This is a genomic window from Acinetobacter sp. HZNU-JH01, from assembly GCF_037996845.1.
GTDB lineage: Bacteria > Pseudomonadota > Gammaproteobacteria > Pseudomonadales > Moraxellaceae > Acinetobacter > Acinetobacter haemolyticus.
Genome location: NZ_JBBMZX010000001.1, coordinates 3,059,424 through 3,084,113, shown reverse-complemented (window position 1 = coordinate 3,084,113; position 24,690 = coordinate 3,059,424). Strand labels below are relative to the sequence as shown.

Below are 24,690 nucleotides of genomic sequence, written 5' to 3'. Positions count from 1 at the left end.
ATTGTGCGTTAGATCTTATCCATAATCTTAGAGGATTTTACATGCCACAAGTTAAGTTGAAAGAAGGCGAACCAGTAGACGTAGCTATCCGTCGTTTCAAGCGTTCATGCGAAAAAGCGGGTGTTTTAGCTGACGTTCGTAAGCGCGAATTCTATGAGAAACCAACTCAAGAACGTAAGCGTAAAAAAGCTGCTGCAGTTAAGCGTTACCAAAAGAAATTGTCTCGCGAATCTGTACGTACTACTCGCCTTTACTAATTAATTTGTGATTGACTGCTGAAAAGACTATGACGACTTTAAAAAACCAAATTACTGACGTATTAAAAAATTCAATGCGTGCCAAAGATATGGCAACAGTAACGGTAATTCGCGGTCTACAAGCAGCAATTAAGCAAATCGAAGTCGATGAGCGCATTGAGCTTGACGATGCTCAGGTTCTTGCGGTCATTGAAAAGCAAATTAAACAACGTAAAGAATCGATCAAAGCCTTTTCTGGCGCTGGTCGAGATGATTTAGCTAGTAAAGAACAAGCCGAAGTTGAGGTTATTTCTCAATTTCTACCAGCAGCTATGACTGAGGAAGAACTTGATTCTATCATTGAGCAAACGATTGCTGCTCAAGAAGCTACTAGCATGAAAGATATGGGTAAGGTGATGAATTCTCTACGTCCGATCATAGCCGGGCGTGCCGATCCTTCACAAGTATCAGCTAAAATTAAAGCAAAATTAAGCTAATCCTGCTTAACCCCTCATTTATATTCCCTTTTTTGTAAAGTTGGATTCATTGCAACAATGAACCCAAAGGCTTTCGATTATTTAAATTCACACTGAATATTATATTTTTTCAGCATTTGCATTTCCTTTGACTCAGTGACTTGCTCAATCACATTTTGTTTGGTCATACTGGCATACTCTCTTGGTAATTGTGATCTATTTTTTTCAATTGCTGCATAAGAGTCTTGAACATATTGATTCACAATGGCACAGTATTTGGCTTGTTGTGCAGGCGTAAATTGTGAAAGTTGTGGATCTAAACTACGCAGAAAGTTCCGCATATCTTGCGCATAAGTTGTCGTTATTTTTTCTACTGTACGCACATATTGTTCAACTGAAGCCGCTGAACAAATCCCCATAAAACCAATTGCACAAATAAAAACAATAATTTTCTTCATCAATTTCTAACTTCTTTAACGCTCAAGCCTGCCATATTATCTTACTTCAATAAATTTTGGCTTATGCTCGGTAAAAAATTCTTCTGTCGGCGCAGGAATATGCCCCTCAGTCACAGTGCCTAGACGCAATCGGATCACATTGGGCAAGTCAGTACGATACGAATAAATTGGACTACCACATTGCTGACAAAAAACGCGTGCTTTATGCGGTGTATGGAAATATTCTTTGAGTTGATCTCGCCCCTTCTCAAACTCAAACTTACTTTGATCAAGTGGGCTATTCCAACCTGCAAATGCACCTTGTGCTTGCTGACAGTGTTGACAATAACACAAGATACTATTTTCGATCTCTGCATGATATTGATATTGCACAGCCCCACATAGGCATTGTCCTTTAACCATTCGCTCCCCCAATTACACTTTTTCTAATAAGAATTAAATTTTTCTACGGCGGTCATCTTGCATTTGTTTTAAACGCGCATCAATTTTTGCAGACATTGCCATATTACCTTTTGCCAATCGTTGCGCATGAAGCAATGACTTAATCGCATTCTCTTCATAACCAGACCAATACTCAACCTCAGCACGATAGCACAAGACATTGACAGCTTGTAATGGTAACGCTTTATTTAAATTAGCAGCGCGTTGCAATAGTGCCCAACCTTGAATATCTCTCTGATTTTTATGGATGAAGCGCTGCACCAAACTTTGCGCCTGCGCAACCTGCCCCTGTCGAATCAATACTTCGGCAAATTTATAGGATAAAGCTCTATTTTCAGGCATGGTTTTCTGAATTGAACTAATCGCATCATGAGCTTGTGCTAATTTATTTTGGCCCAAATAAATATCAGTTTGGATCAAAGGAACCAATACATGTGACTTTAATCTATTTTTGACTAAATCAAGATTTTCCTGAGCTTGAGCGTAATCCCCGTGTTCAAGATAAAATTTACTCAGTGCCAGTTGAGCTGCGGTATTTTTTTGATTTGCTAATGCTAACAACTGAATTTCATTGGCTTGGTTAGAAGTAACAGTGGTATACCATTTCAGTATTTCAAAATCGAGATCATAAATTTTGGGTTTAACCCGGGGTAATTGATTGGCACGTAAACGAGCTTCACTCATACGTTCAGTGGTTAATGGGTGGGTCAACCAGAAGTCTGGTAAAAAACTCACTCGACTAGTCGCGCGATGCATGGTTTCGAAATAATCTGCCATGCTCTGAGGGTTATAACCTGCGGCATACATAAATTGCATACCAATACGATCCGCCTCACGCTCCTGATTACGGCTATAACTAAGCTGCTTATCGATCAATGCAGCTTGCGTTCCCATCATGACAGCAGATCCAACATCACCATCTGCCTGTGATGCAATGGCTGCACCAACAAGAATCCCAGCGAGAGCAAGTAGTCCCTGCCCCTTAAATGCTTCTTGTGAGCGACTATAATGACGTTGAGTAACATGGGCAATTTCATGCGCCATAACACCCGCAATTTCATCCAAATTTTTTGCTGATGTAATCAAACCCGTGTTCAGGGCAAATAATCCACCTGGTACAGCGAAAGCATTAATTTGAGGATCTTTAATAACAATAAGACCAATTGGTTGCCCAAGTTGAGTTTGACTGAGAATCCCTGAGAAAACCTGTAGAAATTGATCTTCTAACCATGCATCTTGAATGGTTGGCATTTGACGATGCACTTGTCGATATACTTTTTCACCGATAAATTTTTCTTTTTGTTGATCAAGCAAACCAACGCCACTGCCAATATCAGGCACCTCTGTTTGTCCCGCTGTTTGAGATGGCAAGAAAATCTGAGTGTGGCTAATTTGAGTGGTGGCAATCAAGCCACATGCGAGTAGCAGCGATCTCAAGTGGTTTCTCTATGATTCTAATGGAGAAAATTAATATAACATCGAAAATGAGAAGAATTTGCAACAAAGTGTTATAGAAGACAGCTTTCCTGTCTTCTTTTATATCCGAACAATCAAATGTAGATTATTTGCTCGATGTATAACGTTGGTCAACACTAAATTTCTCTGGAAATTTTGCGTGAATATTTTCATAAAATGCCATGATCTCTGTCATATCTTTTTCGTAGTCACCCGAAGGATAGACAATTTTTCCAACCCCTGTTTTTTTCTTGGCGTAGTCCATATAAGCCAGTGCAATTGGCACACCTGCTGCCACAGCCACATGGTAAAACCCTGTTTTCCATTGTTCTTGTTTAGCACGAGTTCCTTCTGGAGTAACAAGCATCACAAGTTTAGGATGGGTTTTGAACAAATCACTCATGAGCTGCACCATACTTGGTCGCTGTTGATCTTGTTGTTTCACACTGCGATCAATTCCAATCCCTCCCATTGCGCGTACAAATGGGCCAAAAGGAAATTTCATATAACTATCTTTAATCGTTAGACGAACATTCACTCCTAACGCTTTAAGCGCTAAACGCGCATATAATGCATCCCAATTACTGGTGTGTGGTGCGGCAATCATGACACATTGATCAATATCCAAATCCCAATGATTGTCAATTTCCCACCCCATTAAGCCTAAACTCTGCTCAGCTAATTTCTCGAACACACGTACCCCAAGACCAAATCACAAAGGGCGCAAGTGTATCAATATTAAGCAGGCTTAAAAGATAGTTGAGTACAATTAATCAGCAATCAAGTTGTAAGCAATTATTCAAATTTTGGATTGACTAAATAGCGGGGTACGCGATCTTCTAAAGCATCAATCAGGTTTTGATAAGCGAGATTCACCATCTTTTGGCGTGTTTCCAAAGTAGCTGAACCGATATGTGGTGCAGTGACTACATTTGCAAGCTCAAACAATGGGGAGTCTTGCAAAGGTTCTTTTGCATAGACATCCAAACCTGCTGCAAAGATTTTATTTTGTTGCAATGCTTGGATGAGAGCATCTTCATCAACCACTGAACCACGTGCAATATTCACGAACACCGCATGTTTTTGCATGAGATCAAATTGTGCTTCGCCCATCAGTGCTTTTGACTCATTATTTAGATCCACCGCAACCACGACAAAATCAGATTGTTGTAATAATTGATCTAATTCTCGATATTGTGCATTAACGGCTTGAGCAACTTCGATTTTTTCACGACGGTTATGATACAAAATATTCATATTGAAACCATAAAAACCGCGACGTGCAATGGCTGCACCAATATGACCTAACCCAATAATACCGAGGGTTTTACCGAAAACATCCACACCAAATTGATCCGTTGGTACTGTTCGTTTCCATTGTCCTTGCTTGGTCCAACTATCTAAGTGTGGAATCTTACGCGCTGCACTCAGTAGCAGACTAAAAGCTAAATCCGCTGTTGTTTCAGTCAATACATGTGGCGTATTCGCAAGCCAAATTTTTCTTTGATTTAGGTACTCAACATCATAGTTGTCATAGCCAACTGAAACAGTCGAAATGATTTTTAGTTTTTGTGCAGGCGCTAAATTACTTTCATTGAGTAAACGTCCTGCACCAATCATGGCATCTGCGTCAACGACTTCAGTACGGATTTGCTCGTTAATATCCCCTAGTTTAGGGTTGAGAACCACAACCTGATAACTTTGTTGTAAGCGCGCTAAAACGTCTTGATCAATTTGACTAAATACAACGACTTTCTTCATTCTGAGCTTTCCATTTCCTACGACTGCATAAGCTGCCATAACCGTCTTTTTAATAAAGGTTGAGCAATCATTTCCTCTAAACTTGCAAGATGCAATATATTGGTATGTTGAATAAAATCGAGCTGGCCAAGGCAAAGAATTTTTTTATTGTTTGCTGTTGCATCTAAAAAGCCTTGAATATAAGACGAAAGTCCACGACTTTCCTGAAAAGCGGCCAGTGGAAATGGCCATTTCAATTCAGCATACTGACCAAGTCGAGCTTTTTGAATATTTTGCCATAGTTGTCGTTGCGCATCATTTAGCTGACTACTTTCCACTAAAAGAGCACAATTTTCTAGAACATACATCTGCAACTCAAACGCTTGGACTGGTGCAGTGATGACGATTTTCTCTTTTTCTACAACAGGAGCTTGTACAACGGACTTTTCAACAAGCTCAACCTGTTGTGAACTCTCTCGGACTGTCGCTGGCTGAGTCTCCACAGATGCCATTGGAGCATCTTGAATAATACGAGCACTGTTCGGTATAGGTTCACTGTATTGAGTCGGTTGATCAATGATCTGATCTCGCCACAGACTTGGCGCAGTATTTTTTTGACATACAACGTCTCTAGGAATCCAAACATCTATTCCCATCGCCGCTAATATGTTTCTCTGCTGCCCAATCATCTTATTTACTCATTTTATTCACAGTGATGAATACTGTTATCCACATATAGTCTAGCATAAACCACTTCCCGCTAATGGCTTCGTTTTGCTCAATCATGTCACCGCTGACTTACTTTTTCAGCTTTGCATGATCACAATAAAAATTAAGCTATATCACGATCAAGACATTTTCATTCATCGACTTTTTATCAAGGTTTCATCATTTTGTCGCTTTTACTTTCTATTAATATTGACTATCGAATGCTCAAATAAAAGGTAATGCGATTTATGCTTATTGTTTTTGCTCTCGCTCTAAGCCTACTTATTTTTATCTGTTTTCTCTATACACGACACCCTCTTTTTGGAAAACTCCCCTCTGGAGAGCGACTACAACGTATCCAAAACTCTCCCAACTATAGACAAGGTCAATTTCGCAATCTCACCGAAAAACGAGGCATGACAGATTGCTCCCACACCTTCATTGAACTATATAGAACCTTTATTAAAACCATTCCGCATCGTCACCCCAAAGATATTATCCCTTCGGTTAAAACCAACTTACGGACACTCAATCCTCAACAGGATGTCATCATCTGGTTTGGGCATTCTTCTGTTTTTATGCAGCTCCACGGTAAAACGTTTTTAATTGACCCAGTCATGAGTGGCAAAGTCTCGCCTCTGCCTTGGGGAACTCGTGCTTATCGAGGAACTGATATCTATACCGTCGATGAATTACCTGATATTGATTATTTACTGATTTCACATGATCACTATGATCATTTGGATTATAAAACCATTTTGCAATTAAAGAACAAAGTCAAATATGTGATCACGGGGCTCGGTGTGGGTGAACATTTTGAATATTGGGGTTATCCCAAAGACATATTGATTGAAAAAGATTGGGGAGATCGCATTGAGTTTGATGATGGCATTACTATCATCACCGAGACCACTCATCACGACTCAAGACGTGCTTTTGATGGCGGCAAAAACTTATGGATTTCATTTATTATTCAATCACCAAACAAAAAGATTTTTTACACAGGCGATGGTGGCTATAACAAACACTTTGTCGAAATCGGTGAAAAATATGGGCCTTTCGATTGGGCATTGATGGAAAATGGACAATATGATGCCGCTTGGCATGCGGTACATTGTCACCCGAATGAGGTTGCTCAAGCCACTGAGGAATTGAATGCACGTAATATGATTCCTGTACATCATTCCAAGTTTAGTTTAGCCAAACATCCGTGGTATGAACCAATTACTAGAATTACAGAATATTCAAAATCGAGAAAGTATCGACTTGCGACACCGATGATTGGTGAGTTAGTTGAACTTGATAACGATCATCAGCGTTTTAAACAGTGGTGGGAAAATATTCGGTGAGCTCACTAACGAGTTTAGGTATTGAATATCAAACCATCATTTTTTATTTATGAGCATGTACTACAACTGTGTTACTGGGAAACTTAGCCTTTTGGATAAGTTTTTCTTAACTTGTACCTTTTTTGAGCTAATACTTAGCTATATGGCTAAGTATGATTCGCAACTCGATCTTTTATTTAATGCTTTAAGTGATCCAACACGCAGAGCTATCTTGACTCGTCTGTCTCATGGTGACGCGACTACGACATCATTAGCAGAAGAACATGCGATGGCACTACCTTCTTTTCTGAAACACCTAAGAAAACTAGAAGAAGCTGGACTCATCACAACCCTAAAAAATGGCAGAGTCAGAACATATGCACTAAGCCCAAATGCCTTAAATCCTGTACAACACTGGTTACATCAACAACAAACCATGTGGGAAACACGCTTAAATCAATTAGAAGACTACGCACTCAGTTTACAAAGGAAAAGAAAAAATGAACCTTGACCCTCGAACAGATCTAAAATTAGAACGAACCATCAATGTACCACGTGAATTACTCTGGGAATGTTGGACTACGCCAGAGCATATTAAACATTTCTTTATTCCCAAACCTCACGCAATTGTGTCTTGTGAAATTGATTTAAGAGTTGGAGGAAAATTTAATACGCTATTTGATGTCGATGGTAATCAGATCCCGAATCACGGCGTATTTTTAGAAATTATTGAGCATGAAAAATTAGTGTTTACTGATGCTTATACTGAAGACTGGAAACCAAGTGAAAATCCTTTTATGACTGCGATTATTTTGTTTGAAGACCTTGGTAATGGCTCAACCAAATATACAGCGATTGCACGTCACCGCACACCCGCAGCTCGACAACAACATGAAGACATGGGCTTTTTTAGTGGCTGGGGAACTGTGGTCGATCAACTCGAAGCCTATGCAAAAAGTTTATAGTCTATGCTTTATATCATCACCCTAGACAGGCTTCGACCTGTCTTTTTTACTTTTAGGCTATTTAGCCAATCCTTAACACATCCTCCCACTTTGTTAGGTAGCTTGGTGATTTATGGTTTTGGGTCATTCCCCACGCTCGCCCTTGTGGTCCAACCAAGCGTCCAAAAGTCATTACATCTCGCCCAAATCGCTCATTAATTTCATCAAACGCAACCGAAAGATTTTGTCGGGTCAGCATTTCTTCTGTGTTATAGAACAAATCAACAGCATGACGATGTTGAGGAATAATATCTAACAAAATCACCTCTGCTTTTTTATAGCGATGCCCCGCCTGATAAATCCGATCTAAGCCCTGTTGTACAGCTTTCATAATCACTAAACGGTCATCACTATAATCGACCAAATACACCACCGTAAAAGGCCGATAGTACGCATCTTTATTGAATCGATTGGTGCGGATACTTACACCCACGGCTTTACACAATAATTTTTGTTTCCGAAGTCGTTCAACTGCACGTAAAGCAAATTCGGTAAGGGCGCCACTGAGACTATCTTTATCTTCAATCGGCTGTCCAAATGAACGACTACTTAAAATTTGCTGACGATCAGAAATAACATCTTCAATTTCTAAACATGCAATTCCCTGAAGTTCTTTGACCGTATTTTCTAATACCACCGAAAAGTGTTTTCCCATCCTTTTTGAATCAGCTTGTAGCAAATCCATCACAGAGTAGATATTCATTTTTTCCAAACGCTGACGAATTTTTCGTCCCACACCCCATACCTCTCCTACAGGGGTGTGCATTAATAAATCCTCGATGATGCAAGGATCCTCATCAACGAGATTACAAACTCCGTTAAAACTGGCATGCGTTTTTGCCAAATGATTTGCGAGCTTTGCTTGCGTTTTTGAATAACCAATCCCAATACAACAAGGTAAACCCAACCATTTCTTTACAGTAGACAGAATCTGAAATGCATACTCGCTTAGATCATAATGATGTTGATAAGCTGTAAGTTCTAAAAAGCACTCATCTATTGAATAGACTTCCTGCTCACAAGGATCAACAAAGCTTGCCAAGATATTCATAAATCGCCGAGACATTTCTGCATACAAAGCATAGTTACTTGAAAATACAGCAACATGATGCTGGCGAATGATCTCTTCAATTTGGAAAAATGGTACAGCCATTCGAATACCCAATTGTTTTGCCTCATACGAGCGGGAAACAACACAGCCATCGTTATTCGACAAAACCACCACAGGACGATTCTCTAGCTTTGGATTAAACACACGCTCACAACTAACATAAGCATTATTTACATCGACCAAAGCAAAAATACGTTGTGGTAATGGCATAAGTTTATCTCATTGGTTTCAAGTTATAGGTCACGACGCCCCAAATCACCAACTCCTGTCCTTCAGTGATATAAATATTTTGATAATCAGGATTTTCTGCTTTTAGCCAAACTTTTGGAGGATTAAAATGATGATCAATCATTAAACGTTTTACAGTAAAGTCATTATCAATCAAGGCAATTACAATATCACCTGACTTGGCAGGAATACTTCGATCCACCACTAAGGGATCATCAATGTCAATCCCTGCATCCAACATTGACAGTGAATTGGCTTTCACGATAAAAGTTGAGTTTTCATTTCGAATTAAAAACTCATTTAAGTCCAAAGCTTGCTCGACATGATCTTGAGCAGGTGAAGGAAAACCAGCTGCAACACGTTCAGTTGCCAGTGGAATATGATAAATTCGATCATTCTTTGCCTGAACGTTTTGGATTTTCATTGTCGAAGTCAAATCATTTCGTGCGCCAGTTTTGACATTATTCAGTAACCATTTTTTGATGAAATCGACCTGAGACTCAGGAACACGAATCACTTTGGTCGGTTCACTGAATTGGGCTTTTCGTCCTGCATTGGCTCTGGCTCCACCATGCTCAGATTCAGTCTTTTTGGACATAACTCCCCCTTACCCAAGTTAAAAATGCTTTCAATTAATTTAACTTGAAAAAGTTACAAATTCAAGTTGACGAAAAATTAATTTTGCATAACAATGAATTTCATAGATCAGATTTTAGCTTGTTCAGTCAAAACAAGGATGTTGAACAAATTAAATTACTGTTTTAAATGAATAGCTTAACACACAATTCTTGTATCAAGGACATTAAGTTATTGATCTAATTCACGAATATATTTGATCTCTAAATAGTAAGCTTTTATGCAAATATTTTTGATGTGGAGACATGAAAAATGAACAATCAACGCGATGCTATTCTTGGTTATGCTGACGAACAACATGCTTTCTTTATTCGTCTCATTGAGAACAATACTGTTCTTGGTAATAGCTATGGAATATTCTGTGAGAACGAAAATAGTGAAGCTGCTGAAAGTATTATGACGACGCTATTTTTAAAGAAATCTTTTTGGTTAAATGGTTCTGAGTTTAAAGATATTGTGAAAGGACTTAACCCCATTACTTAGTATATCCGTGTAATACTCCCAAATATGAACTTCAGAATAATCAACAATGATAATGAATCAATTAAGTCAAATTAAATTAAAGCCCACTGATTTTATACAAATCAATGGGCATTTTTATTCGGACTAGAATAGATCATTTCATTATTACACTAGTCTTTTATCATTCACTAAAGCAACTAATTTATAAATTTTCCCATCGAACTCATCTTCAAATAGCAAATCCATATTTGGAAAGATCGCACGACCCTCTATTTCAATATGCTCTACTCGTTTGAAAAATGAAACCTCGTGGTCCTCAAGTTCATTCAATTGTGCAATAACAATTGATTCATTTTCTTCTTGATCCTTTACCCTTACCGTGACCTTATTCATATTCATGAGTAATTCTCCCGATTCCCAATTTTATCTGTATAGAACTATGTAAAAATTTCGAATGCTTGTCGACTATGGCGTTGTAACAAGAGTTATAAGTATTATATTTTTATTGCCAACCTACATAAGACATTGAATTTTATTATTTAAAAATAAAATAAGTTGTATCTTTATTTAACCATCGGGTTACAAAGAATAGACAAAGATTGCAAGATAATTCAGTCCAAATGATATGTTATCTAAAGAGTCAATATTTAGCTTATCCTCCCTCTGTCTCACTGATGATATGAGATCTTGTAACTAAAAAAACCATCTTTGCCAAGATGGTTTTTGCAGATTATTTCTTAATTTATATCTACAATATCAACAAATTGATAAATACGTCCATCTTTAGGATTTTCGAAAAGTAATTCCATATTCGGTCTTAAGATTTCCCCTTCAATTTCAATATGCTCTATGCGCTTGAATAAAGGAATGTCTTGTTCATTCACTTTTTTAATAAACGCAACTGCAATATTTTCGGTTTCAAATTGGTCCTTCACTTTAATTTGTATATTATTCATTGAAACACTTCCTTTTTTAAATTAGAAAAACATAACTGCACTGAGTCTAAATGGTGTAATTGCCACAAAATGTATTGCAAAGTAAGAGGGTTACCGTAAAAGCAGTTATGCGTTATAAAAGTACACCGCTATCAACAAAATAAGATGTACTAAGTTTTTGCTAGCAAAATATGACAAATATACAATAAGTTTGTCGACAAAAGCCTTGTAACCAAAAATGTAAAAAACAATTAAAATATTATAAATCAAATATTTATTACAAAAAACTATAGCGTACACTTTATGAAGAATTTGCTTAAAGTTAAATTTAGATGAGTAAATAACACGCATATTGTCAAACCTATTTTTACCTTATCTCTCTTTTTGTTGTTTATTTCTTCAGCTAAACAAGGAATCTTTTTTTGTGAATCCAATCCGATTTGCTAAGATGTCAAACATGAGAAAATCACCTCATTTCTCATACTCGGTTGAAGAGTTTTTTGACATAAAAGAGGTACACTAAAACGTAAACTTTTTTGTTTTGTTTATTCATATGTACATCAAAGTTATTCACGTTTATTAGAAACCAAAATCTCATACTCTCATATTGACGCTTTATTTTTAAGGATTTAATACGCATGAATAGTGACACAGTTATGGCTGATCTTTCATCCCACACGCCGATGATGCAGCAATACCTCAAGGTCAAGATGGAATATTCACATGCGCTATTGTTTTATCGTATGGGTGACTTTTACGAATTATTTTTCGAAGATGCTCACCTAGCCGCCAAACTTTTAGGAATCACGCTAACCCATCGTGGTAAAGCCAATGGTCAACCCATTCCAATGGCTGGTGTACCTTATCACTCAGCAGAAGGTTATCTAGCACGTTTAGTTAAAGCTGGTCGTACTGTTGCGATTTGTGAACAGGTTGGTGAGGTTACAGGTAAAGGTCCTGTTGAACGCAAAGTTGTCCGTGTTCTAACACCCGGTACACTCACTGACGACGCCTTGCTTGGAAGCTATCAATCTTCAAATCTTGTCGCACTTTGCATCCAACAAAATCAAATCGGGATCGCTTTACTTGATCTCAGTGCCAGTATCTTTAAAGTACAACAACAAGACTATAAACCCGAACAGCTCGCAATTGAACTGGCTCGTTTGATGCCAAGCGAAATCTTAATTGATGAGGATTTAATTGATCAAAACATTATTGAACATATTAAGAAGAACCTCGATTGCTCTGTCACCAAACGTCCCAATGTTGATTTTAATCTCAATAATGCCCAAAAAACTTTGTGCGATCAGTTCGCAGTTTCAACCTTGTCCGGGTTTGGTTTAGACTCATTGCCTCTTGCTAAAGCTGCCGCTGCTGCATTGATTCATTATGCAAAAGAAACTCAAAAAACAGCATTACCTCATATTCGTTCGATTCAAATTGAGCAAAGTACCGATTTTATTGCACTCGACCCAATTACACGTCGCAATTTAGAAATTATCGAACCGTTATTTGAACATGGAACCTCATTATTCCAATTGATTAATGACTGCCAAACAGCTATGGGTGGACGTTTACTCAGTCGTACACTCATGCAACCTATTCGTGATACTGCGATTCTCGACGCACGACTGGATGCAACCGAACAATTGCTCAAAGGCTATCATGAATCCCCAGTCCGTTTAGTATTGAAAGAGATTGGAGATATTGAACGTGTGCTCAGTCGTGTTGCGTTAGGTAGTGCACGCCCTAGAGATTTAGTACAGCTTCGTCAAGCTTGCGCACAGATTCCATTTTTACGCCATGCTTTAGCACCTGTTTTGAAAACGCAGCAATCTAAGTTACTTCTTCAGCTTGATCAAGAACTTGGAGACTTCAAGAGCCTACATGAACACTTGATGGCTGCGATTGTAGAAAGCCCACCTGTATTACTACGTGATGGCAATGTAATTGCAGAAGGTTATGATGATGAGCTCGATGAATTACGTAAAATCCGTGATCACGCAGGACAATTCCTCATTGATTTAGAAATTAAAGAGCGTGAACGTACAGGTATTAATACGCTAAAAATCGGCTACAATCGTGTGAGTGGCTACTATATCGAACTCAGCCGAGCTCAGGCAGAACAAGCACCTGCTGACTATATTCGCCGTCAAACATTAAAAAATGCTGAACGCTATATCACACCAGAACTAAAAAGCTTTGAAGATAAAGTTTTATCAAGTGAATCACGTGCCCTCACCCGTGAAAAGCTTTTATTCGAATCGTTATTGGATGAACTGCGCCAAAATATTGCCCAATTACAAATGATGAGTGCGGCGATTGCTTATATTGATGTACTGGCTAATTTTGCCCACCAAGCAAGATTAAATAATTGGGCAAGACCAGAATTTACACCTGAAACTTGCATTAAGATTCACGCAGGACGCCATCCTGTTGTCGAGGCTCTTAACAAAGCTCCATTTACACCAAATGATACCTTTCTTGATCCTCAACATCGCATGGCAATTATCACAGGGCCAAATATGGGAGGTAAATCAACCTTCATGCGTCAAACGGCGTTAATTAGTCTTTTGGCATATTGTGGAAGCTACGTTCCTGCTAAATCAGCAAAATTAGGTTCAATTGATCGAATTTTTACCCGTATTGGCTCAGCCGATGATCTATCGACAGGTAAATCGACCTTCATGGTTGAAATGACTGAAACATCACAAATTTTACATCATGCGACCAGCCAATCTTTGGTACTCATGGATGAAGTTGGACGAGGAACCAGTACCTATGATGGACTATCTTTAGCTTGGGCCTGTGTACTCGATCTAACTAAACGCGTGAAATGTTTATGTCTATTTGCCACCCACTATTTTGAACTGACTGAACTAAGTAGTGAAACAGGTATTGATAACTACCACGTCACTGCACAAGAGTTAAATGGCAATCTCATCCTACTTCACAAAGTCCAACAAGGACCAGCGAGTCAAAGTCATGGCTTACAGGTTGCAAAACTGGCGGGCATTCCAGCAAATGTCATTAAAGAAGCACAAAAGCGATTAAAAATCTTGGAAAAACAGCAACACCAACATTTGCAAAATACAGTTCAAAATGATTTGTTTAGCTCAATCGAACATGAGATAGAAACTCAAGTGGTTGAAAAAATTGTTGAGGTTGAAGTAGCCTCGCCTGCATTAGCTCTATTACATCAAATCGATGTTGACGATCTGACACCTCGTCAGGCACTTGAACAACTTTATTCGTTAAAAGCTGCTCTCAAATCCTAAACAGCAAGCTCTCAGTGCAAGACAGCAATGCTTGTCTGAGAGCTTTTTCGAATAAGATAATCCCCTTATATGATCTATAAAATAGACGAAGACATCAATTGAAGGAACAAATGCTTAATATTGTGCTTAGAGAACTTCAGACTTCAGAAATTGATTAATTTGGCAGCAGATTAGCCGCCGTGAATTGATCACTCAAATGTACGTTCAACAGGGGCAAGATTTAGATTTAATTGATTGTTTTTATGATGTTGAAAATTGGGATGCTTATCATCTAGACAATGATCCACCATTATTAAAACAAATCGACCAACAAGGGGGATTATGTATCGGAGCATTTAACTCAGATCACCAGTTAGTTGGCGTACAAGTTGTTTCCAACCAAAAGATCCTAGATTATTCAGACGCAAAATTATTGCAATATTTTTATGTTGATGCAGATCACCAAGGTCGAGGAATTGGAGCACAATTGATGTATTCTGCTATAGCTTCAGCGAAACGGTTGGGTGCAAAACAACTCTATATTTCAGCAACACCAAGTAAACGTACTGTGGACTTTTACCTCAGACATGGTGCCAAATTATTAACACAACCTGATCATCATCTGTGGGAATTAGAACCAGAAGATATTCACCTTATTTATTCAATATAAACATTGATCAAAAATAATTCTCTATTACCCCCTAAAGCAAAAGATAAACCAATTCATCATCAATACTTCTGTATATTATGTCTTTAAAATCAATGCACCAGCACAACATATTTAAACTTATCAATTAGTTACTATATTTTTCACATGTATAAATAAACAATATCAATAAAAGCAATTGTTTGTTTCCCCTATTTTTGCCTACAATAGCCTATTCCAAACAAAAACCGTATTTTTAGGTAGCTGTCGCCATGACCTTTGTTGTCACTGAAAATTGTATTAAATGTAAATATCAAGATTGTGTTGAAGTATGTCCTGTAGACTGTTTCTATGAAGGTCCAAACTTCCTTGTTATCAATCCAGATGAATGTATTGACTGTGCGTTATGTGAACCAGAATGTCCAGCAAATGCGATTTTCTCTGAAGATGAATTGCCTGAAGGTCAAGAAGTCTTTATCGAGCTCAATGCTGAGTTATCTGAAAAATGGGCTGGCAACAACATTACTCAAATCGGCGAACAACCTGCTGATCGTGAAGAATGGAATGGCAAACCAAACAAATTGCAATATCTAGAAAAATAATGAAAAAGACCAGTTAATCTGGTCTTTTTTAATACTCGAAACACACATTTCTTTGCAATTGATCCATTATATGTGGGCTGTTTTGCATTAAAATAACAAGCCTATAGATTGTGAATTGCCGTTTATGTTGCGAAAAAAATTACAGGGTTTTTTATCATTCTTTATCGTCCCTGTGATGATGGTCGGTTGTGTTAGTTCTAAAACACAAGTAAATCAAGCTAAAAGAATTTATATTCCTCAGGAGCAGGTTACTCTAACACGCCCAGCTCCAGATAAAGTCGAACCTGCATCTTATCGTCAATGGTTAGGACAAGGTGATAACTACGCACGTGTTCGCGAATACGAACAATATTTAGCTCGTAATCAAGTCGCACATATTATTCCTAGCTTTGAACTCTTACGTACCGCACGTGATTGGCAAAAGTGTGGTCGTTCTGAATACGCTGTTCCAAATCGTGAATTATGGGGCAACTCACTCTCTACATTACGTGTTTTCAAATATCTCATTTCAGCAAAAGTCCTCACCGATTTCGAAGTGACTTCTGTCTATCGTGACCTCCCCTTAAACGAATGTGCTGGTGGAGCAAGTTCATCGCGACATTTGTTTAATTCCGCAATCGATTTTCGTATTGGTCCTCAATATCCTCAACCACAGGATTATGCTTATATTGAACAAACAAAATTTAAGCTCTGTCAGTTTTGGATACAACATGGTCAAAGTCTAAATCTCGGTATTGGGCTGTATCGTTCAGGCCAGATCCATATTGATACACAAGGATATCGAACTTGGGGACCAGATCTGAGCCGTAATAGCTCGATGTGTAATCTCTAATTTGAAGCACTAAACTTAAAGAGATCGTCTGATCTCTTTTTCTTGCTGTTTACAATGAATAATTCAGCAATCAAATTGCACTCTGAATATAAATGTTTAAAATGCAGCTAACAGATTCAAAGGTAAAATTGATTATGCAACAGTTGTGGACTGACATTGATGACTATATCAATTCGCATTTAATTCCCACAGATCCAAAACTTCAACACGCATTAGATAATACAGATACACAAGGATTTTCTAATCATTTGGCTGTTGCACCTAATCAAGGTATGTTTTTACAAATGTTGATTCAAATGAATCAATGTAAACGGGTATTGGAACTTGGAACTTTTGCGGCATATAGTACGATTTGGTTAGCGAAAGCTTTGCCTGAAGATGGTTATTTGTTGACAGTTGAAGGGCGAGACACACACGTGGTAATTGCGCAAGAAAATATCGATTTTGCCAATATGCCTACCAACATCGAGCTTAAAAAAGGGCGCGGCGCTGATGTGATGAATCAACTCATTACTGAGAATAGTGAACCTTTTGACCTCATTTTTATCGATGCAGATAAACAAAGCTATCCTGAATATTTAGAACTTAGCTTACAGTTAGCTCATTCAGGTACGATACTTGTTCTCGATAATGTGATTCGTGCAGGTGATATCTTGGATGATAATAATAAAAAGCCAAGTATTGAAGGCATTCGCGAAACTTTTACCGCACTTAAAAATCACCCAAAGCTTTTATCATGTACAGCATTACAAACTGTTGGTTCTAAGGGACATGATGGCTTTGCTATTGCCATCGTAAAATAGAGATTAAAAAACAACCTATTCAATTTAATTTTTAAATATCAATAAATTATCTTTATCCCCAGTGCTTTTCCATATAGTTATCCACAGTATTTGCGGATAACTATATGGAGTAAAATGAATCACTTAGCGACAAGTAAGGACACATTAGCATTACGGAAAATCGTTGTGGTAATACTACCCAAGAAGAACTGGTGGATTTTACTATGACTAAACGCCCCTAATACGATTAACTGTATGTTATGTTCTCGTTGATATTCCAGAATATTTTGTGCCACATCACCATAACGATAGATTGACATAACTTCTAAACCCGCATCAGTTAAATACTTCTCAGGTTCAGCCAACATTTCTGGATGATCACCCACATAGAGCAAATGACATTGCAGTTTTTTTAATAAATCACTCTGCGCAATTCGTTGCAACATTTTTTGGCAAGTTGGGGAATATTCATAAGCAAATATAAAACGTCTTGGTGGCTCAAAATGCTCACCCACCGTGATCACAGTACAATTTGCGCCTCGAATGAAATTTTCAACATTACTTCCGATCGGCTTATTCTTCTCGGCCGCACGTTCCCCAACACGTCCAATAATCACAACGTCATTTTCGTTCAATAAGTTAAAACTTTGCTCAAGAAAATCCCCTTTTTCCTGAATCTTACTACTGGTTAGACCATACTGTTTCTCAATCAAATCAGAAATATGATTCAGTAAATTATTACTATAATCCAGCGCTAATTCGCTTTGTTTCTGCTCTAATTCAGCCAGTTCTTTGAGCAGCATTGCGTTGCTCTCAAAACCAATAACACCACTGATTTCACCTAAATGATAGCTTGCAGGATAATAATCCAAGATTTGCAACAGTACTAATTCTCTTTGCGTTTGCTTCGCAACCCATACCGCAGCTTCAGCAACAGCATCGATGCAGGGTGAAGAATCAATACATGCAATAACGCGCTTCATGTTCGCCTCTCTTTAGGTTTAGCACCTTAGGTCTTTTACTTATTTTTAACTTAACACAGAAAAAAGCATGATGGGTTAAATTTATGTATCGAATCTCACAAGATTTTTAATGCTTTTTATTCAGTCCGATAGCGAATTAATTTAGCCGGATTCCCTGCGACAATCGCGAAATCGCCAACGTCTTTAGTGACCATGCTATTCATTCCAACGACTGCATGATGACCTATTTTCACGCCATCTTTAATTCCAACATGAGCGCCTAACCATACATCTCGCCCGACTTCAATTCCCTTCGACGTAACTGGTTGCTGATAAATGGCTCGATCCATTTCCATACCATGATCAAATGCGTATAAATGACTATAAGCCGCGATCCTAACCTGATCATGTAATTTAATTCCAGCACGTCCACCATCCAAGATACAGTGGTGATTGATCGCCACTTCATTACCAATCTCTAAAGGACCATGTAAAGTACAATCTGCTGCAATAAAAGTATTATCGCCGATACTGATTTTTCTACCAGGTTCAGCAAAAATATGTGCTAAAGGAGAAATAAAACAGTTCTTCCCAATTTCAACTGTTTCCATCTCCATCAAATAAGCCTGATATTCGGCTTGCCATACCTCCGCCCATTCGCGATGTTTGGGCTTCAATGTCCAATATAACCAAGGCATATAGTTTAAGCGTTGCTTATGCTGCTCTCGGTATTTTAATAAAGGATCATGCTTCATTTTGTTCCTCTATTATTTTTAACTGTTCACGCCCACGGGTAATATCCTGAAGTTTATTTTTTAAAGCATCTATCTGATGAACCTGCAAACGTGCTTCAACCAAAACACCTGTTTCATTATACCTTTCAACATATTCGATCTGGTGTTGTACTAACTCATATTGAAGGATTGCCCACTCATTAAACCAGCAAGCAAATTGAATCTGCTTTTTCTGAATTAGCTCAATTTTCTCAGCCAACATCAAGCATTGACCAGCACAACCGCCATAAGCACGGACCAAACCTCCTGTACCGAGTTTAACACCCCCATACCAGCGGTTGACCAATACAATTACATTGGTTAAATCATTTCCTTCAATGGTGGCAAGAATCGGTCGTCCTGCGGTACCAGAAGGTTCACCATCATCATTGAATCGGACATTGTGCCCAATCTTCCACGCCCAGCATTGATGCGTCGTAGATAGATCTTTATTTTCTTCCAAAAAGTTTTTAACTTGTTGTTCATTTTCAACAATTGCAGCAATCGCTTGAAAACGACTTTTTTTAATTTCTTCTTCAAAAGTTACCGAAGTGGCAATGGTGAAAGGCATAAAACTGAAATACAAACTTAAAAAGTGATTATAACGACTTCTAGCATAAATAAGAAACCTCGCCTAAGCGAGGTTTAGAGAGAAGAACAGAGATTAACGTTCGCGTAAAGCTTCTTTGGCTTTATTAAACGGTTTCAATAGATAATCTAATACCGTTTTTTGTCCAGTACGAATATCAACAGTTGCAACCATACCTGGTGTGATACTAAATTCTTTACCAGATTTATTATACAAACGATCAGAGTCGGTGCGAATATAAACACGATAGTAGAATTGGTCTTGCTTTACTTCATCACGTATCGTATCTGGAGAGATCACCGTTACTTTACCTTCTAGGCCACCATAAATCGCATAATCATACGCTGTGATTTTAACCAAAGCTTCTTGATTAGGACGAATAAAAGCAATATCTCTAGGAGAAATACGAGCTTCAATCAATAACTTATCCTCTAAAGGAACGATAGTCATTAGCTTACCGTTTTGTGGTACAACGCCACCTAAAGTAGTGACATCAATTTCTTTCACAATACCACGAACTGGCGCTCTGAAAACTGCACGCTGCAAGCTATCGGTTCGACCTTTGACAACTTGTTGCTGTGTTTGAATATCCGTATTGGCTTTAGAAAGTTCTTCACGAGCCTTTACATAATATTGGTTGCGGATGTCATTAATTCGATTTTGTAAGTCATTGGCTTCACGTCTTAAACGAAGTACTTCAACTTCACTTGCCGCACCTTTCGCCACCAGTGGTTCTGTCATCGCCAATTCTTGTTGAACTAATCTCAGTGCTTGCTGATTGCCAGCAATAGATTCTTCTAAGTTAGCACGACGTGAATAATAAAGTGCTGTCTCCTCTTTCACCAATTTCGGCTCTTTTAGTACCTCTTCTGGGAAAGTCAGTGCACTACCATTCACTTCTGCACGTAAACGTGCTGCCGTGGCCATAGCTGACATAAGCAAAGACTGTGATTCACCAACATTTGAAGCAAAACGAGTTGGATCTAACTGCGCTAAGATTTGCCCGCTTTCAACAATATCCCCTTCCTTGACATCTAGCTTAGTTAAAATCCCGCCTTCAAGTGACTGAATAATCTGCTCTTTTGAAGATGGAATAACTTTACCTGTACCTGTTGAAACTTCTTCTAAACTAAATACCCATGCCCAAACGAGCAGTACCACTAAACCAATTCCAATCAACCATACAATGATGGATGAACTCGGCAATTTTGGCTCCTTATAAGTCACATTCATGGGACGGCTGCTTGTTTGTTCTTGATCACTCATGAATTTTCCTCTTTAAACTGTTTTTTGTTTTGCAGCTGATTGTTGTAATACTTTATCTGCTGGCCCATCCATGACGATTTTTCCATCATTCATGACGATAATACGGTCAACTAACTCCAGTACCGCACGTCGATGCGTTGCAACAATTAAAGTACGATAACCCAGCCAACCCCTTAAATGATCAATCAATTGTTTTTCTGCAACATCATCAATTGCGGCCGTTGGCTCATCTAACAATAAAATATTTGGCTGACGAATGAGTAAACGCGCTAATAATAATGCTTGTCGTTGTCCCCCTGAGAAACCAACCCCACCTTCTAACACCAAGTGGTCCAAACCTTCTTTCTTTTCATGCACAAAGCTTAATGCACCTGTAACTTTCAAGGCTTTTAAAATGTCTTCATCACGTGCTAATGGAGCACCTAGCGTTAAGTTTTCACGGATCGTTCCATAGAACAAATGCGCATTTTGATTTAATAAGCCCATATCACGACGCACATCCGCAGGATCAATCAAGCTAATATCTAACTCATCTAGATGTACTGAACCAGAGTTTGGCGTCTGCATTGCAGAAAGGATTTGCAGTAAAGTCGATTTACCAGCGCCATTACGCCCTAAAATTGCAATACGCTCCCCTGCACGAATTTTTAAATGTGGAATCATCAAACTTGGTCGAGGATCATCCTCGCCATATTGGAAGACTACATTTTTAAGCTCATAATCACCGTGTAATACTTCTTTATGCACAAGATGTGCATGGTCAGCTTGATCTACAGGACGCTGCATCAACTCATCCAAACTTTGTTTGGCAACTTTGGCTTGCTGCAAACGCCCTAATATACCTGTGATTTGAGAAATAGGTGCTAACATACGTGATGACAAAATAGAACATGCGACCAATGCACCCGTGGTCATTTCACCTTCCATTACCGCAAAACATCCGACGAGAACTACGATCGCATAAGTAAGCCCTTGTAGCTTTTGTGTCCATGCGGTAAGAACCCCTACAATTTTACGTTGCTGCATACTAATATCTGCAGAAACTTCATTCATATGATTCCATTGGTTTTGGAAACGAGATTCAGCACGTAACAGTTTAATATCTTCAATTCCCTGTACAGCCTCAACCAAAATTGCGTTGCGAATTGAAGATTCACGCATACCTTCTTGTGCAAGTTTCGCCAGTTTTTTCTGTACTAAAATTCCAGGTAAAATCATTAAAGGTACAATCGCTAGCATTACCCAGAATAAGTTTCCACCAATGATTGCAAAGATAAATAAGAATAAAAAGAAGAATGGAAGATCTGCTATCGCCCCTAAAGTGGTAGAGGTCACCAACTCTCTGACACCTTCGAGCTCTCGAATTTGAGAGATAAAAGTACCCGTTGACTTCGAACGTTCACTATTTTTAATTCGAAGTGCATGACCAAAGACACGGTCTGATATCCTTAGATCTGCACGTTTTCCAATAATGTCAGAGATATATACTCTTGAAATACGAAGTACGAACTCAAAAATCGCTGCAATCAATACACCACCAGCCAGTACCCACAGGGTAGGTATCGACTGCGAAGGAACGACACGATCATAAACCTGCATCGAAAATACAATCGTTGCCAGAGCCAATACGTTTGCAATCATAGATGCAAACATAATATCGATATAGCGCTTCCAATCACTTAAAACAATCGACCAAAACCAGCTCGGTTGGTAAGGCTTAATATATTCATCAATACGGGCATCTGGGACTGACTTTTCTGGTCGTAGAATAAATACATTTTTAACAATATGTTTTAAAGCACCTACAGCAAACTTTTGAGCTAATCCCTGATCACCACTCAGTTGAATGCTGACATGCCCAGTACCATCTGCTTTATCAATGACGCCAACTTGCCCATCAGCCAGTTCAACAAGCACAGGCAAACGCCAAGGGTTAATAACATCATTGCTAAATTTCACTCGTCGTATACTTAAACCGACTTGGCGACCAATCAAAGTCAGAACCTCATCAAGATTTTGATTTTGATTCCAATCTAATTGTAATCGAACACGTTCTTCAGATGGTTCGATACGGTAATGCTTCGCAATGGTTAATATCGCCTGTAACCAAGGTTGGTAATCTACTTTTGTTATCATGGCTGCACCTCAAAACCTTGAATTTTTATATTATTCAGGTCATAGGCTTGGCGAGAACGCCCTGTGGCGGCAATATATTGGGCAATGCTGCTATAAATATCATAACGCGCTATTTCTACTTCTGAATTTGCACTATGAATAGCTTGCTCAGCATTTAATAAATCGACAAGTGTACGAGTTCCCAGTTTATATTGTTCTTGATAAAGCTCTTTGGTCCGTACAGTTGTAGCTTGTTGACCCGCTAATACCTGCAATTGACGCTGCTTACTCTCGATTTGTTCTCGACTGGTTCTGATCTGATCCAATACTCTTAAATATACCGCATTTACCTGTGCTTTGGCTGCTTCTTCTGCAAAACTCGCAGCTCGCAAGCGTGAAGTCGTAGCACCGCCTTGATAAAACTGACTACTTGCCTCCAACATAATTGCACTATCAAAACCACCTCGTTTGTCATTATTCGGATTTCGACCATGCAATGCTTGGCTGACCTCACCCTTTACTGACAAAGTAGGATAATTGCTCACCTGCGTCTGTCTTTTTTGATTTTTCGCAACTTCAATCCCCGCATACGCTGCAATCATTTGCGGAATGGTATTAAACTCAGGCTCTACATATAAATCTGATTGTTGAACAAAATCCTGCGGAATGGCCCATTGCACACTTCGCGCATCAAAACCTAATAAAGTATAGAGCCGCTGTTGCAATTGACTTAATATTGACTGCTGAGCAATTAAAGCAGACTGGGCCGATTGCACATAGGATTGTGCTTGCACAGGATCGGCTTGACTACTAATGCCTGCATTGGCTCGTAAGTTTGCCATTTCCTGAATACGTTTGATTCCAGCGATTTGCTGATTTGCAATCCTAATCAGCCTTTGTTGACGTTGAATATTAATAATAGTTTGTGCTACATCTAATGAAATATCATCCACTTTAACCAACACATTGGCTTGTTCCAGCAGAAGTTTGGCTTCCTCAGTAGATACACCAGATTTCACCTTTCCAAAGTCATAAAGCATTTGAGTTGCATTCAAAGCTAATATTTGCCGCCCCCGCTCACCTTTTCGTGTCAGATCTCCAGTATTTACCCCACCTGATATCTGAGGGTAATAACCTGCTTTTGCGACGTCAATGTTGGCATTTTGAGCAGCCAGTGTTGCTAAGGTTTGAGAAATTTCGGGATTGCGTTGAACCGCAAGCTGTATTGCATCCTTTAAAGTTTTATTCTGATTTTGCCATACAACTGCAGGCGCCGATGTACCCATTGGACGTCCCGATCCAACAACGGGTAATTCAGTTACAGTTGAGTTAACCGAAAAGTTACTCAACTTTTGCATATTAGCTGTTTTAAACTCATCACTACTCTTGGGTGAGAACAATTGAGATACGTTGTTCTTTAAAGAATGGTATTGCTCACTTGGGGTTGAGGCCTGCGTAACGGGCACAGATGATAAAGTCGCTACACAAAATAGCCACTTAAAATCCATACATGCTTTACGTGCTCCCTCATCTATATCTTTATTAATGCTCATATTCTTATCATGTAATTATCGCCTAAAGCAAAACCATTCTACTCTTATTCTTGTGCAAAACACCACGTTTTAGATGCAAATTCAGCCAGTTATAA

26 protein-coding genes and 1 pseudogene are annotated in these 24,690 nt (G+C 38.7%); 11 read left to right on the top strand and 16 right to left on the bottom strand.

The window, feature by feature from the left end; genetic code table 11:
* Positions 1-41 precede the first annotated feature (41 nt).
* Both rpsU and AAC851_RS14575 read left to right on the top strand, forming a co-directional pair.
* Positions 42-257, top strand: coding sequence for a 30S ribosomal protein S21 (gene rpsU, locus AAC851_RS14580; RefSeq protein WP_005084707.1), 216 nt, complete (start codon positions 42-44; stop codon positions 255-257).
* Between the two features lie 29 nt (positions 258-286).
* Positions 287-733 carry a GatB/YqeY domain-containing protein gene (locus tag AAC851_RS14575; RefSeq protein ID WP_004639869.1) on the top strand — a complete coding sequence of 149 codons (447 nt, stop codon included), beginning with the start codon at positions 287-289 and terminating at the stop codon, positions 731-733.
* Positions 734-810: 77 nt separating this feature from the next.
* Here AAC851_RS14575 and AAC851_RS14570 read toward each other — a convergent pair whose 3' ends face one another.
* The 6 genes from AAC851_RS14570 to AAC851_RS14545 all read right to left on the bottom strand — a co-directional run bounded on the left by AAC851_RS14570 (position 811) and on the right by AAC851_RS14545 (position 5,495).
* Positions 811-1,170 (bottom strand): hypothetical protein, encoded by a 360-nt coding sequence (locus AAC851_RS14570; RefSeq protein ID WP_005084704.1) that lies wholly within the window; start codon positions 1,168-1,170, stop codon positions 811-813.
* Positions 1,171-1,206: 36 nt separating this feature from the next.
* The gene (locus tag AAC851_RS14565; protein ID WP_340600993.1) at positions 1,207-1,572 is read right to left on the bottom strand and encodes a GFA family protein; all 366 of its coding nucleotides are present in this window, start codon (positions 1,570-1,572) and stop codon (positions 1,207-1,209) included.
* A 33-nt stretch (positions 1,573-1,605) separates the two neighbouring features.
* Positions 1,606-3,048: a M48 family metalloprotease gene (locus AAC851_RS14560; RefSeq protein ID WP_161421472.1), complete on the bottom strand. Its 1,443-nt coding sequence runs from the start codon at positions 3,046-3,048 to the stop codon at positions 1,606-1,608.
* Between the two features lie 124 nt (positions 3,049-3,172).
* A complete protein-coding gene (locus AAC851_RS14555; protein WP_008942019.1) occupies positions 3,173-3,760 on the bottom strand; it encodes a 1-acyl-sn-glycerol-3-phosphate acyltransferase in 588 nt (195 codons plus the stop codon).
* Positions 3,761-3,861: 101 nt separating this feature from the next.
* Complete coding sequence (locus tag AAC851_RS14550) at positions 3,862-4,827, bottom strand: 2-hydroxyacid dehydrogenase (RefSeq protein ID WP_109440887.1); 966 nt, start codon at positions 4,825-4,827, stop codon at positions 3,862-3,864.
* A gap of 17 nt (positions 4,828-4,844) precedes the next feature.
* On the bottom strand, positions 4,845-5,495 hold the full coding sequence (locus tag AAC851_RS14545) for a hypothetical protein (protein WP_075315268.1): 651 nt from the start codon (positions 5,493-5,495) through the stop codon (positions 4,845-4,847).
* A gap of 267 nt (positions 5,496-5,762) precedes the next feature.
* Here AAC851_RS14545 and AAC851_RS14540 point away from each other — a divergent pair, with 267 nt between their 5' ends.
* The 3 genes from AAC851_RS14540 (at position 5,763) to AAC851_RS14530 (ending at position 7,807) form a co-directional block, all read left to right on the top strand.
* Positions 5,763-6,863, top strand: a complete 1,101-nt coding sequence (locus tag AAC851_RS14540) for an MBL fold metallo-hydrolase (RefSeq protein ID WP_008942021.1) — start codon at positions 5,763-5,765, stop codon at positions 6,861-6,863.
* A gap of 142 nt (positions 6,864-7,005) precedes the next feature.
* Positions 7,006-7,353 carry an ArsR/SmtB family transcription factor gene (locus AAC851_RS14535; RefSeq protein WP_100833834.1) on the top strand — a complete coding sequence of 116 codons (348 nt, stop codon included), beginning with the start codon at positions 7,006-7,008 and terminating at the stop codon, positions 7,351-7,353.
* The gene (locus AAC851_RS14530) at positions 7,343-7,807 is read left to right on the top strand and encodes an SRPBCC family protein (RefSeq protein WP_100833835.1); all 465 of its coding nucleotides are present in this window, start codon (positions 7,343-7,345) and stop codon (positions 7,805-7,807) included. The genes AAC851_RS14535 and AAC851_RS14530 overlap by 11 nt, the downstream gene beginning before the upstream one ends.
* Positions 7,808-7,868: 61 nt before the next feature.
* On the opposite strand, the gene AAC851_RS14525 is transcribed toward AAC851_RS14530, so the two are convergent.
* Both AAC851_RS14525 and AAC851_RS14520 read right to left on the bottom strand, forming a co-directional pair.
* Positions 7,869-9,167, bottom strand: coding sequence for a Y-family DNA polymerase (locus AAC851_RS14525; RefSeq protein ID WP_125501067.1), 1,299 nt, complete (start codon positions 9,165-9,167; stop codon positions 7,869-7,871).
* 4 nt (positions 9,168-9,171) lie between these two features.
* A complete protein-coding gene (locus AAC851_RS14520; protein WP_004639896.1) occupies positions 9,172-9,783 on the bottom strand; it encodes a LexA family protein in 612 nt (203 codons plus the stop codon).
* A gap of 290 nt (positions 9,784-10,073) precedes the next feature.
* Here AAC851_RS14520 and AAC851_RS14515 point away from each other — a divergent pair, with 290 nt between their 5' ends.
* Entirely contained in the window at positions 10,074-10,304 is a 231-nt protein-coding gene (locus AAC851_RS14515) for a hypothetical protein (RefSeq protein WP_004639899.1), read from the top strand.
* A gap of 144 nt (positions 10,305-10,448) precedes the next feature.
* Here AAC851_RS14515 and AAC851_RS14510 read toward each other — a convergent pair whose 3' ends face one another.
* Together AAC851_RS14510 and AAC851_RS14505 are read right to left on the bottom strand one after the other, a co-directional pair.
* A complete protein-coding gene (locus tag AAC851_RS14510; protein WP_026056278.1) occupies positions 10,449-10,676 on the bottom strand; it encodes a hypothetical protein in 228 nt (75 codons plus the stop codon).
* Positions 10,677-11,020: 344 nt separating this feature from the next.
* Positions 11,021-11,239 carry a hypothetical protein gene (locus tag AAC851_RS14505; protein WP_004639915.1) on the bottom strand — a complete coding sequence of 73 codons (219 nt, stop codon included), beginning with the start codon at positions 11,237-11,239 and terminating at the stop codon, positions 11,021-11,023.
* 617 nt (positions 11,240-11,856) lie between these two features.
* Here AAC851_RS14505 and mutS point away from each other — a divergent pair.
* The 5 genes and pseudogenes from mutS to AAC851_RS14480 all read left to right on the top strand — a co-directional run bounded on the left by mutS (position 11,857) and on the right by AAC851_RS14480 (position 17,358).
* Complete coding sequence (mutS, locus tag AAC851_RS14500; RefSeq protein WP_125501066.1) at positions 11,857-14,496, top strand: DNA mismatch repair protein MutS; 2,640 nt, start codon at positions 11,857-11,859, stop codon at positions 14,494-14,496.
* Positions 14,497-14,606: 110 nt separating this feature from the next.
* Positions 14,607-15,145: pseudogene (locus tag AAC851_RS14495) on the top strand (GNAT family N-acetyltransferase).
* A 248-nt stretch (positions 15,146-15,393) separates the two neighbouring features.
* On the top strand, positions 15,394-15,723 hold the full coding sequence (gene fdxA, locus AAC851_RS14490) for a ferredoxin FdxA (protein WP_004639922.1): 330 nt from the start codon (positions 15,394-15,396) through the stop codon (positions 15,721-15,723).
* Between the two features lie 124 nt (positions 15,724-15,847).
* Positions 15,848-16,555, top strand: a complete 708-nt coding sequence (locus tag AAC851_RS14485) for a D-Ala-D-Ala carboxypeptidase family metallohydrolase (protein WP_100833838.1) — start codon at positions 15,848-15,850, stop codon at positions 16,553-16,555.
* 134 nt (positions 16,556-16,689) lie between these two features.
* The gene (locus tag AAC851_RS14480) at positions 16,690-17,358 is read left to right on the top strand and encodes an O-methyltransferase (protein WP_100834268.1); all 669 of its coding nucleotides are present in this window, start codon (positions 16,690-16,692) and stop codon (positions 17,356-17,358) included.
* A 119-nt stretch (positions 17,359-17,477) separates the two neighbouring features.
* Here the strand turns inward: AAC851_RS14480 and AAC851_RS14475 are convergent, their stop codons facing one another.
* The 6 genes from AAC851_RS14475 to AAC851_RS14450 all read right to left on the bottom strand — a co-directional run bounded on the left by AAC851_RS14475 (position 17,478) and on the right by AAC851_RS14450 (position 24,595).
* On the bottom strand, positions 17,478-18,320 hold the full coding sequence (locus AAC851_RS14475; protein WP_100833839.1) for a universal stress protein: 843 nt from the start codon (positions 18,318-18,320) through the stop codon (positions 17,478-17,480).
* A gap of 116 nt (positions 18,321-18,436) precedes the next feature.
* On the bottom strand, positions 18,437-19,054 hold the full coding sequence (locus AAC851_RS14470) for an acyltransferase (protein WP_125501065.1): 618 nt from the start codon (positions 19,052-19,054) through the stop codon (positions 18,437-18,439).
* Positions 19,044-19,643: an IMPACT family protein gene (locus AAC851_RS14465; RefSeq protein ID WP_125501064.1), complete on the bottom strand. Its 600-nt coding sequence runs from the start codon at positions 19,641-19,643 to the stop codon at positions 19,044-19,046. The genes AAC851_RS14470 and AAC851_RS14465 overlap by 11 nt, the downstream gene beginning before the upstream one ends.
* 93 nt (positions 19,644-19,736) lie before the next feature.
* On the bottom strand, positions 19,737-20,927 hold the full coding sequence (locus AAC851_RS14460) for an HlyD family type I secretion periplasmic adaptor subunit (RefSeq protein ID WP_340600992.1): 1,191 nt from the start codon (positions 20,925-20,927) through the stop codon (positions 19,737-19,739).
* A 12-nt stretch (positions 20,928-20,939) separates the two neighbouring features.
* Positions 20,940-23,063: a type I secretion system permease/ATPase gene (locus AAC851_RS14455; RefSeq protein WP_005084655.1), complete on the bottom strand. Its 2,124-nt coding sequence runs from the start codon at positions 23,061-23,063 to the stop codon at positions 20,940-20,942.
* On the bottom strand, positions 23,060-24,595 hold the full coding sequence (locus AAC851_RS14450; RefSeq protein WP_340600991.1) for a TolC family protein: 1,536 nt from the start codon (positions 24,593-24,595) through the stop codon (positions 23,060-23,062). Before AAC851_RS14450 ends, AAC851_RS14455 begins: the two co-directional genes overlap by 4 nt.
* Positions 24,596-24,690: the final 95 nt, after the last annotated feature.

Excerpts from the sequence above, each read along its gene's own strand:
- rpsU (WP_005084707.1), top strand. The coding sequence starts at position 42 with ATGCCACAAGTTAAGTTGAAAGAAGGCGAACCAGTAGACGTAGCTATC.
- AAC851_RS14575 (WP_004639869.1), top strand. The coding sequence starts at position 287 with ATGACGACTTTAAAAAACCAAATTACTGACGTATTAAAAAATTCAATG.
- AAC851_RS14570 (WP_005084704.1), bottom strand. The coding sequence starts at position 1,170 with ATGAAGAAAATTATTGTTTTTATTTGTGCAATTGGTTTTATGGGGATT.
- AAC851_RS14565 (WP_340600993.1), bottom strand. The coding sequence starts at position 1,572 with ATGGTTAAAGGACAATGCCTATGTGGGGCTGTGCAATATCAATATCAT.
- AAC851_RS14550 (WP_109440887.1), bottom strand. The coding sequence starts at position 4,827 with ATGAAGAAAGTCGTTGTATTTAGTCAAATTGATCAAGACGTTTTAGCG.
- AAC851_RS14545 (WP_075315268.1), bottom strand. The coding sequence starts at position 5,495 with ATGATTGGGCAGCAGAGAAACATATTAGCGGCGATGGGAATAGATGTT.
- AAC851_RS14540 (WP_008942021.1), top strand. The coding sequence starts at position 5,763 with ATGCTTATTGTTTTTGCTCTCGCTCTAAGCCTACTTATTTTTATCTGT.
- AAC851_RS14535 (WP_100833834.1), top strand. The coding sequence starts at position 7,006 with ATGGCTAAGTATGATTCGCAACTCGATCTTTTATTTAATGCTTTAAGT.
- AAC851_RS14530 (WP_100833835.1), top strand. The coding sequence starts at position 7,343 with ATGAACCTTGACCCTCGAACAGATCTAAAATTAGAACGAACCATCAAT.
- AAC851_RS14525 (WP_125501067.1), bottom strand. The coding sequence starts at position 9,167 with ATGCCATTACCACAACGTATTTTTGCTTTGGTCGATGTAAATAATGCT.
- AAC851_RS14520 (WP_004639896.1), bottom strand. The coding sequence starts at position 9,783 with ATGTCCAAAAAGACTGAATCTGAGCATGGTGGAGCCAGAGCCAATGCA.
- AAC851_RS14515 (WP_004639899.1), top strand. The coding sequence starts at position 10,074 with ATGAACAATCAACGCGATGCTATTCTTGGTTATGCTGACGAACAACAT.
- AAC851_RS14510 (WP_026056278.1), bottom strand. The coding sequence starts at position 10,676 with ATGAATAAGGTCACGGTAAGGGTAAAGGATCAAGAAGAAAATGAATCA.
- AAC851_RS14505 (WP_004639915.1), bottom strand. The coding sequence starts at position 11,239 with ATGAATAATATACAAATTAAAGTGAAGGACCAATTTGAAACCGAAAAT.
- mutS (WP_125501066.1), top strand. The coding sequence starts at position 11,857 with ATGAATAGTGACACAGTTATGGCTGATCTTTCATCCCACACGCCGATG.
- fdxA (WP_004639922.1), top strand. The coding sequence starts at position 15,394 with ATGACCTTTGTTGTCACTGAAAATTGTATTAAATGTAAATATCAAGAT.
- AAC851_RS14485 (WP_100833838.1), top strand. The coding sequence starts at position 15,848 with ATGTTGCGAAAAAAATTACAGGGTTTTTTATCATTCTTTATCGTCCCT.
- AAC851_RS14480 (WP_100834268.1), top strand. The coding sequence starts at position 16,690 with ATGCAACAGTTGTGGACTGACATTGATGACTATATCAATTCGCATTTA.
- AAC851_RS14475 (WP_100833839.1), bottom strand. The coding sequence starts at position 18,320 with ATGAAGCGCGTTATTGCATGTATTGATTCTTCACCCTGCATCGATGCT.
- AAC851_RS14470 (WP_125501065.1), bottom strand. The coding sequence starts at position 19,054 with ATGAAGCATGATCCTTTATTAAAATACCGAGAGCAGCATAAGCAACGC.
- AAC851_RS14465 (WP_125501064.1), bottom strand. The coding sequence starts at position 19,643 with ATGCCTTTCACCATTGCCACTTCGGTAACTTTTGAAGAAGAAATTAAA.
- AAC851_RS14460 (WP_340600992.1), bottom strand. The coding sequence starts at position 20,927 with ATGAGTGATCAAGAACAAACAAGCAGCCGTCCCATGAATGTGACTTAT.
- AAC851_RS14455 (WP_005084655.1), bottom strand. The coding sequence starts at position 23,063 with ATGATAACAAAAGTAGATTACCAACCTTGGTTACAGGCGATATTAACC.
- AAC851_RS14450 (WP_340600991.1), bottom strand. The coding sequence starts at position 24,595 with ATGAGCATTAATAAAGATATAGATGAGGGAGCACGTAAAGCATGTATG.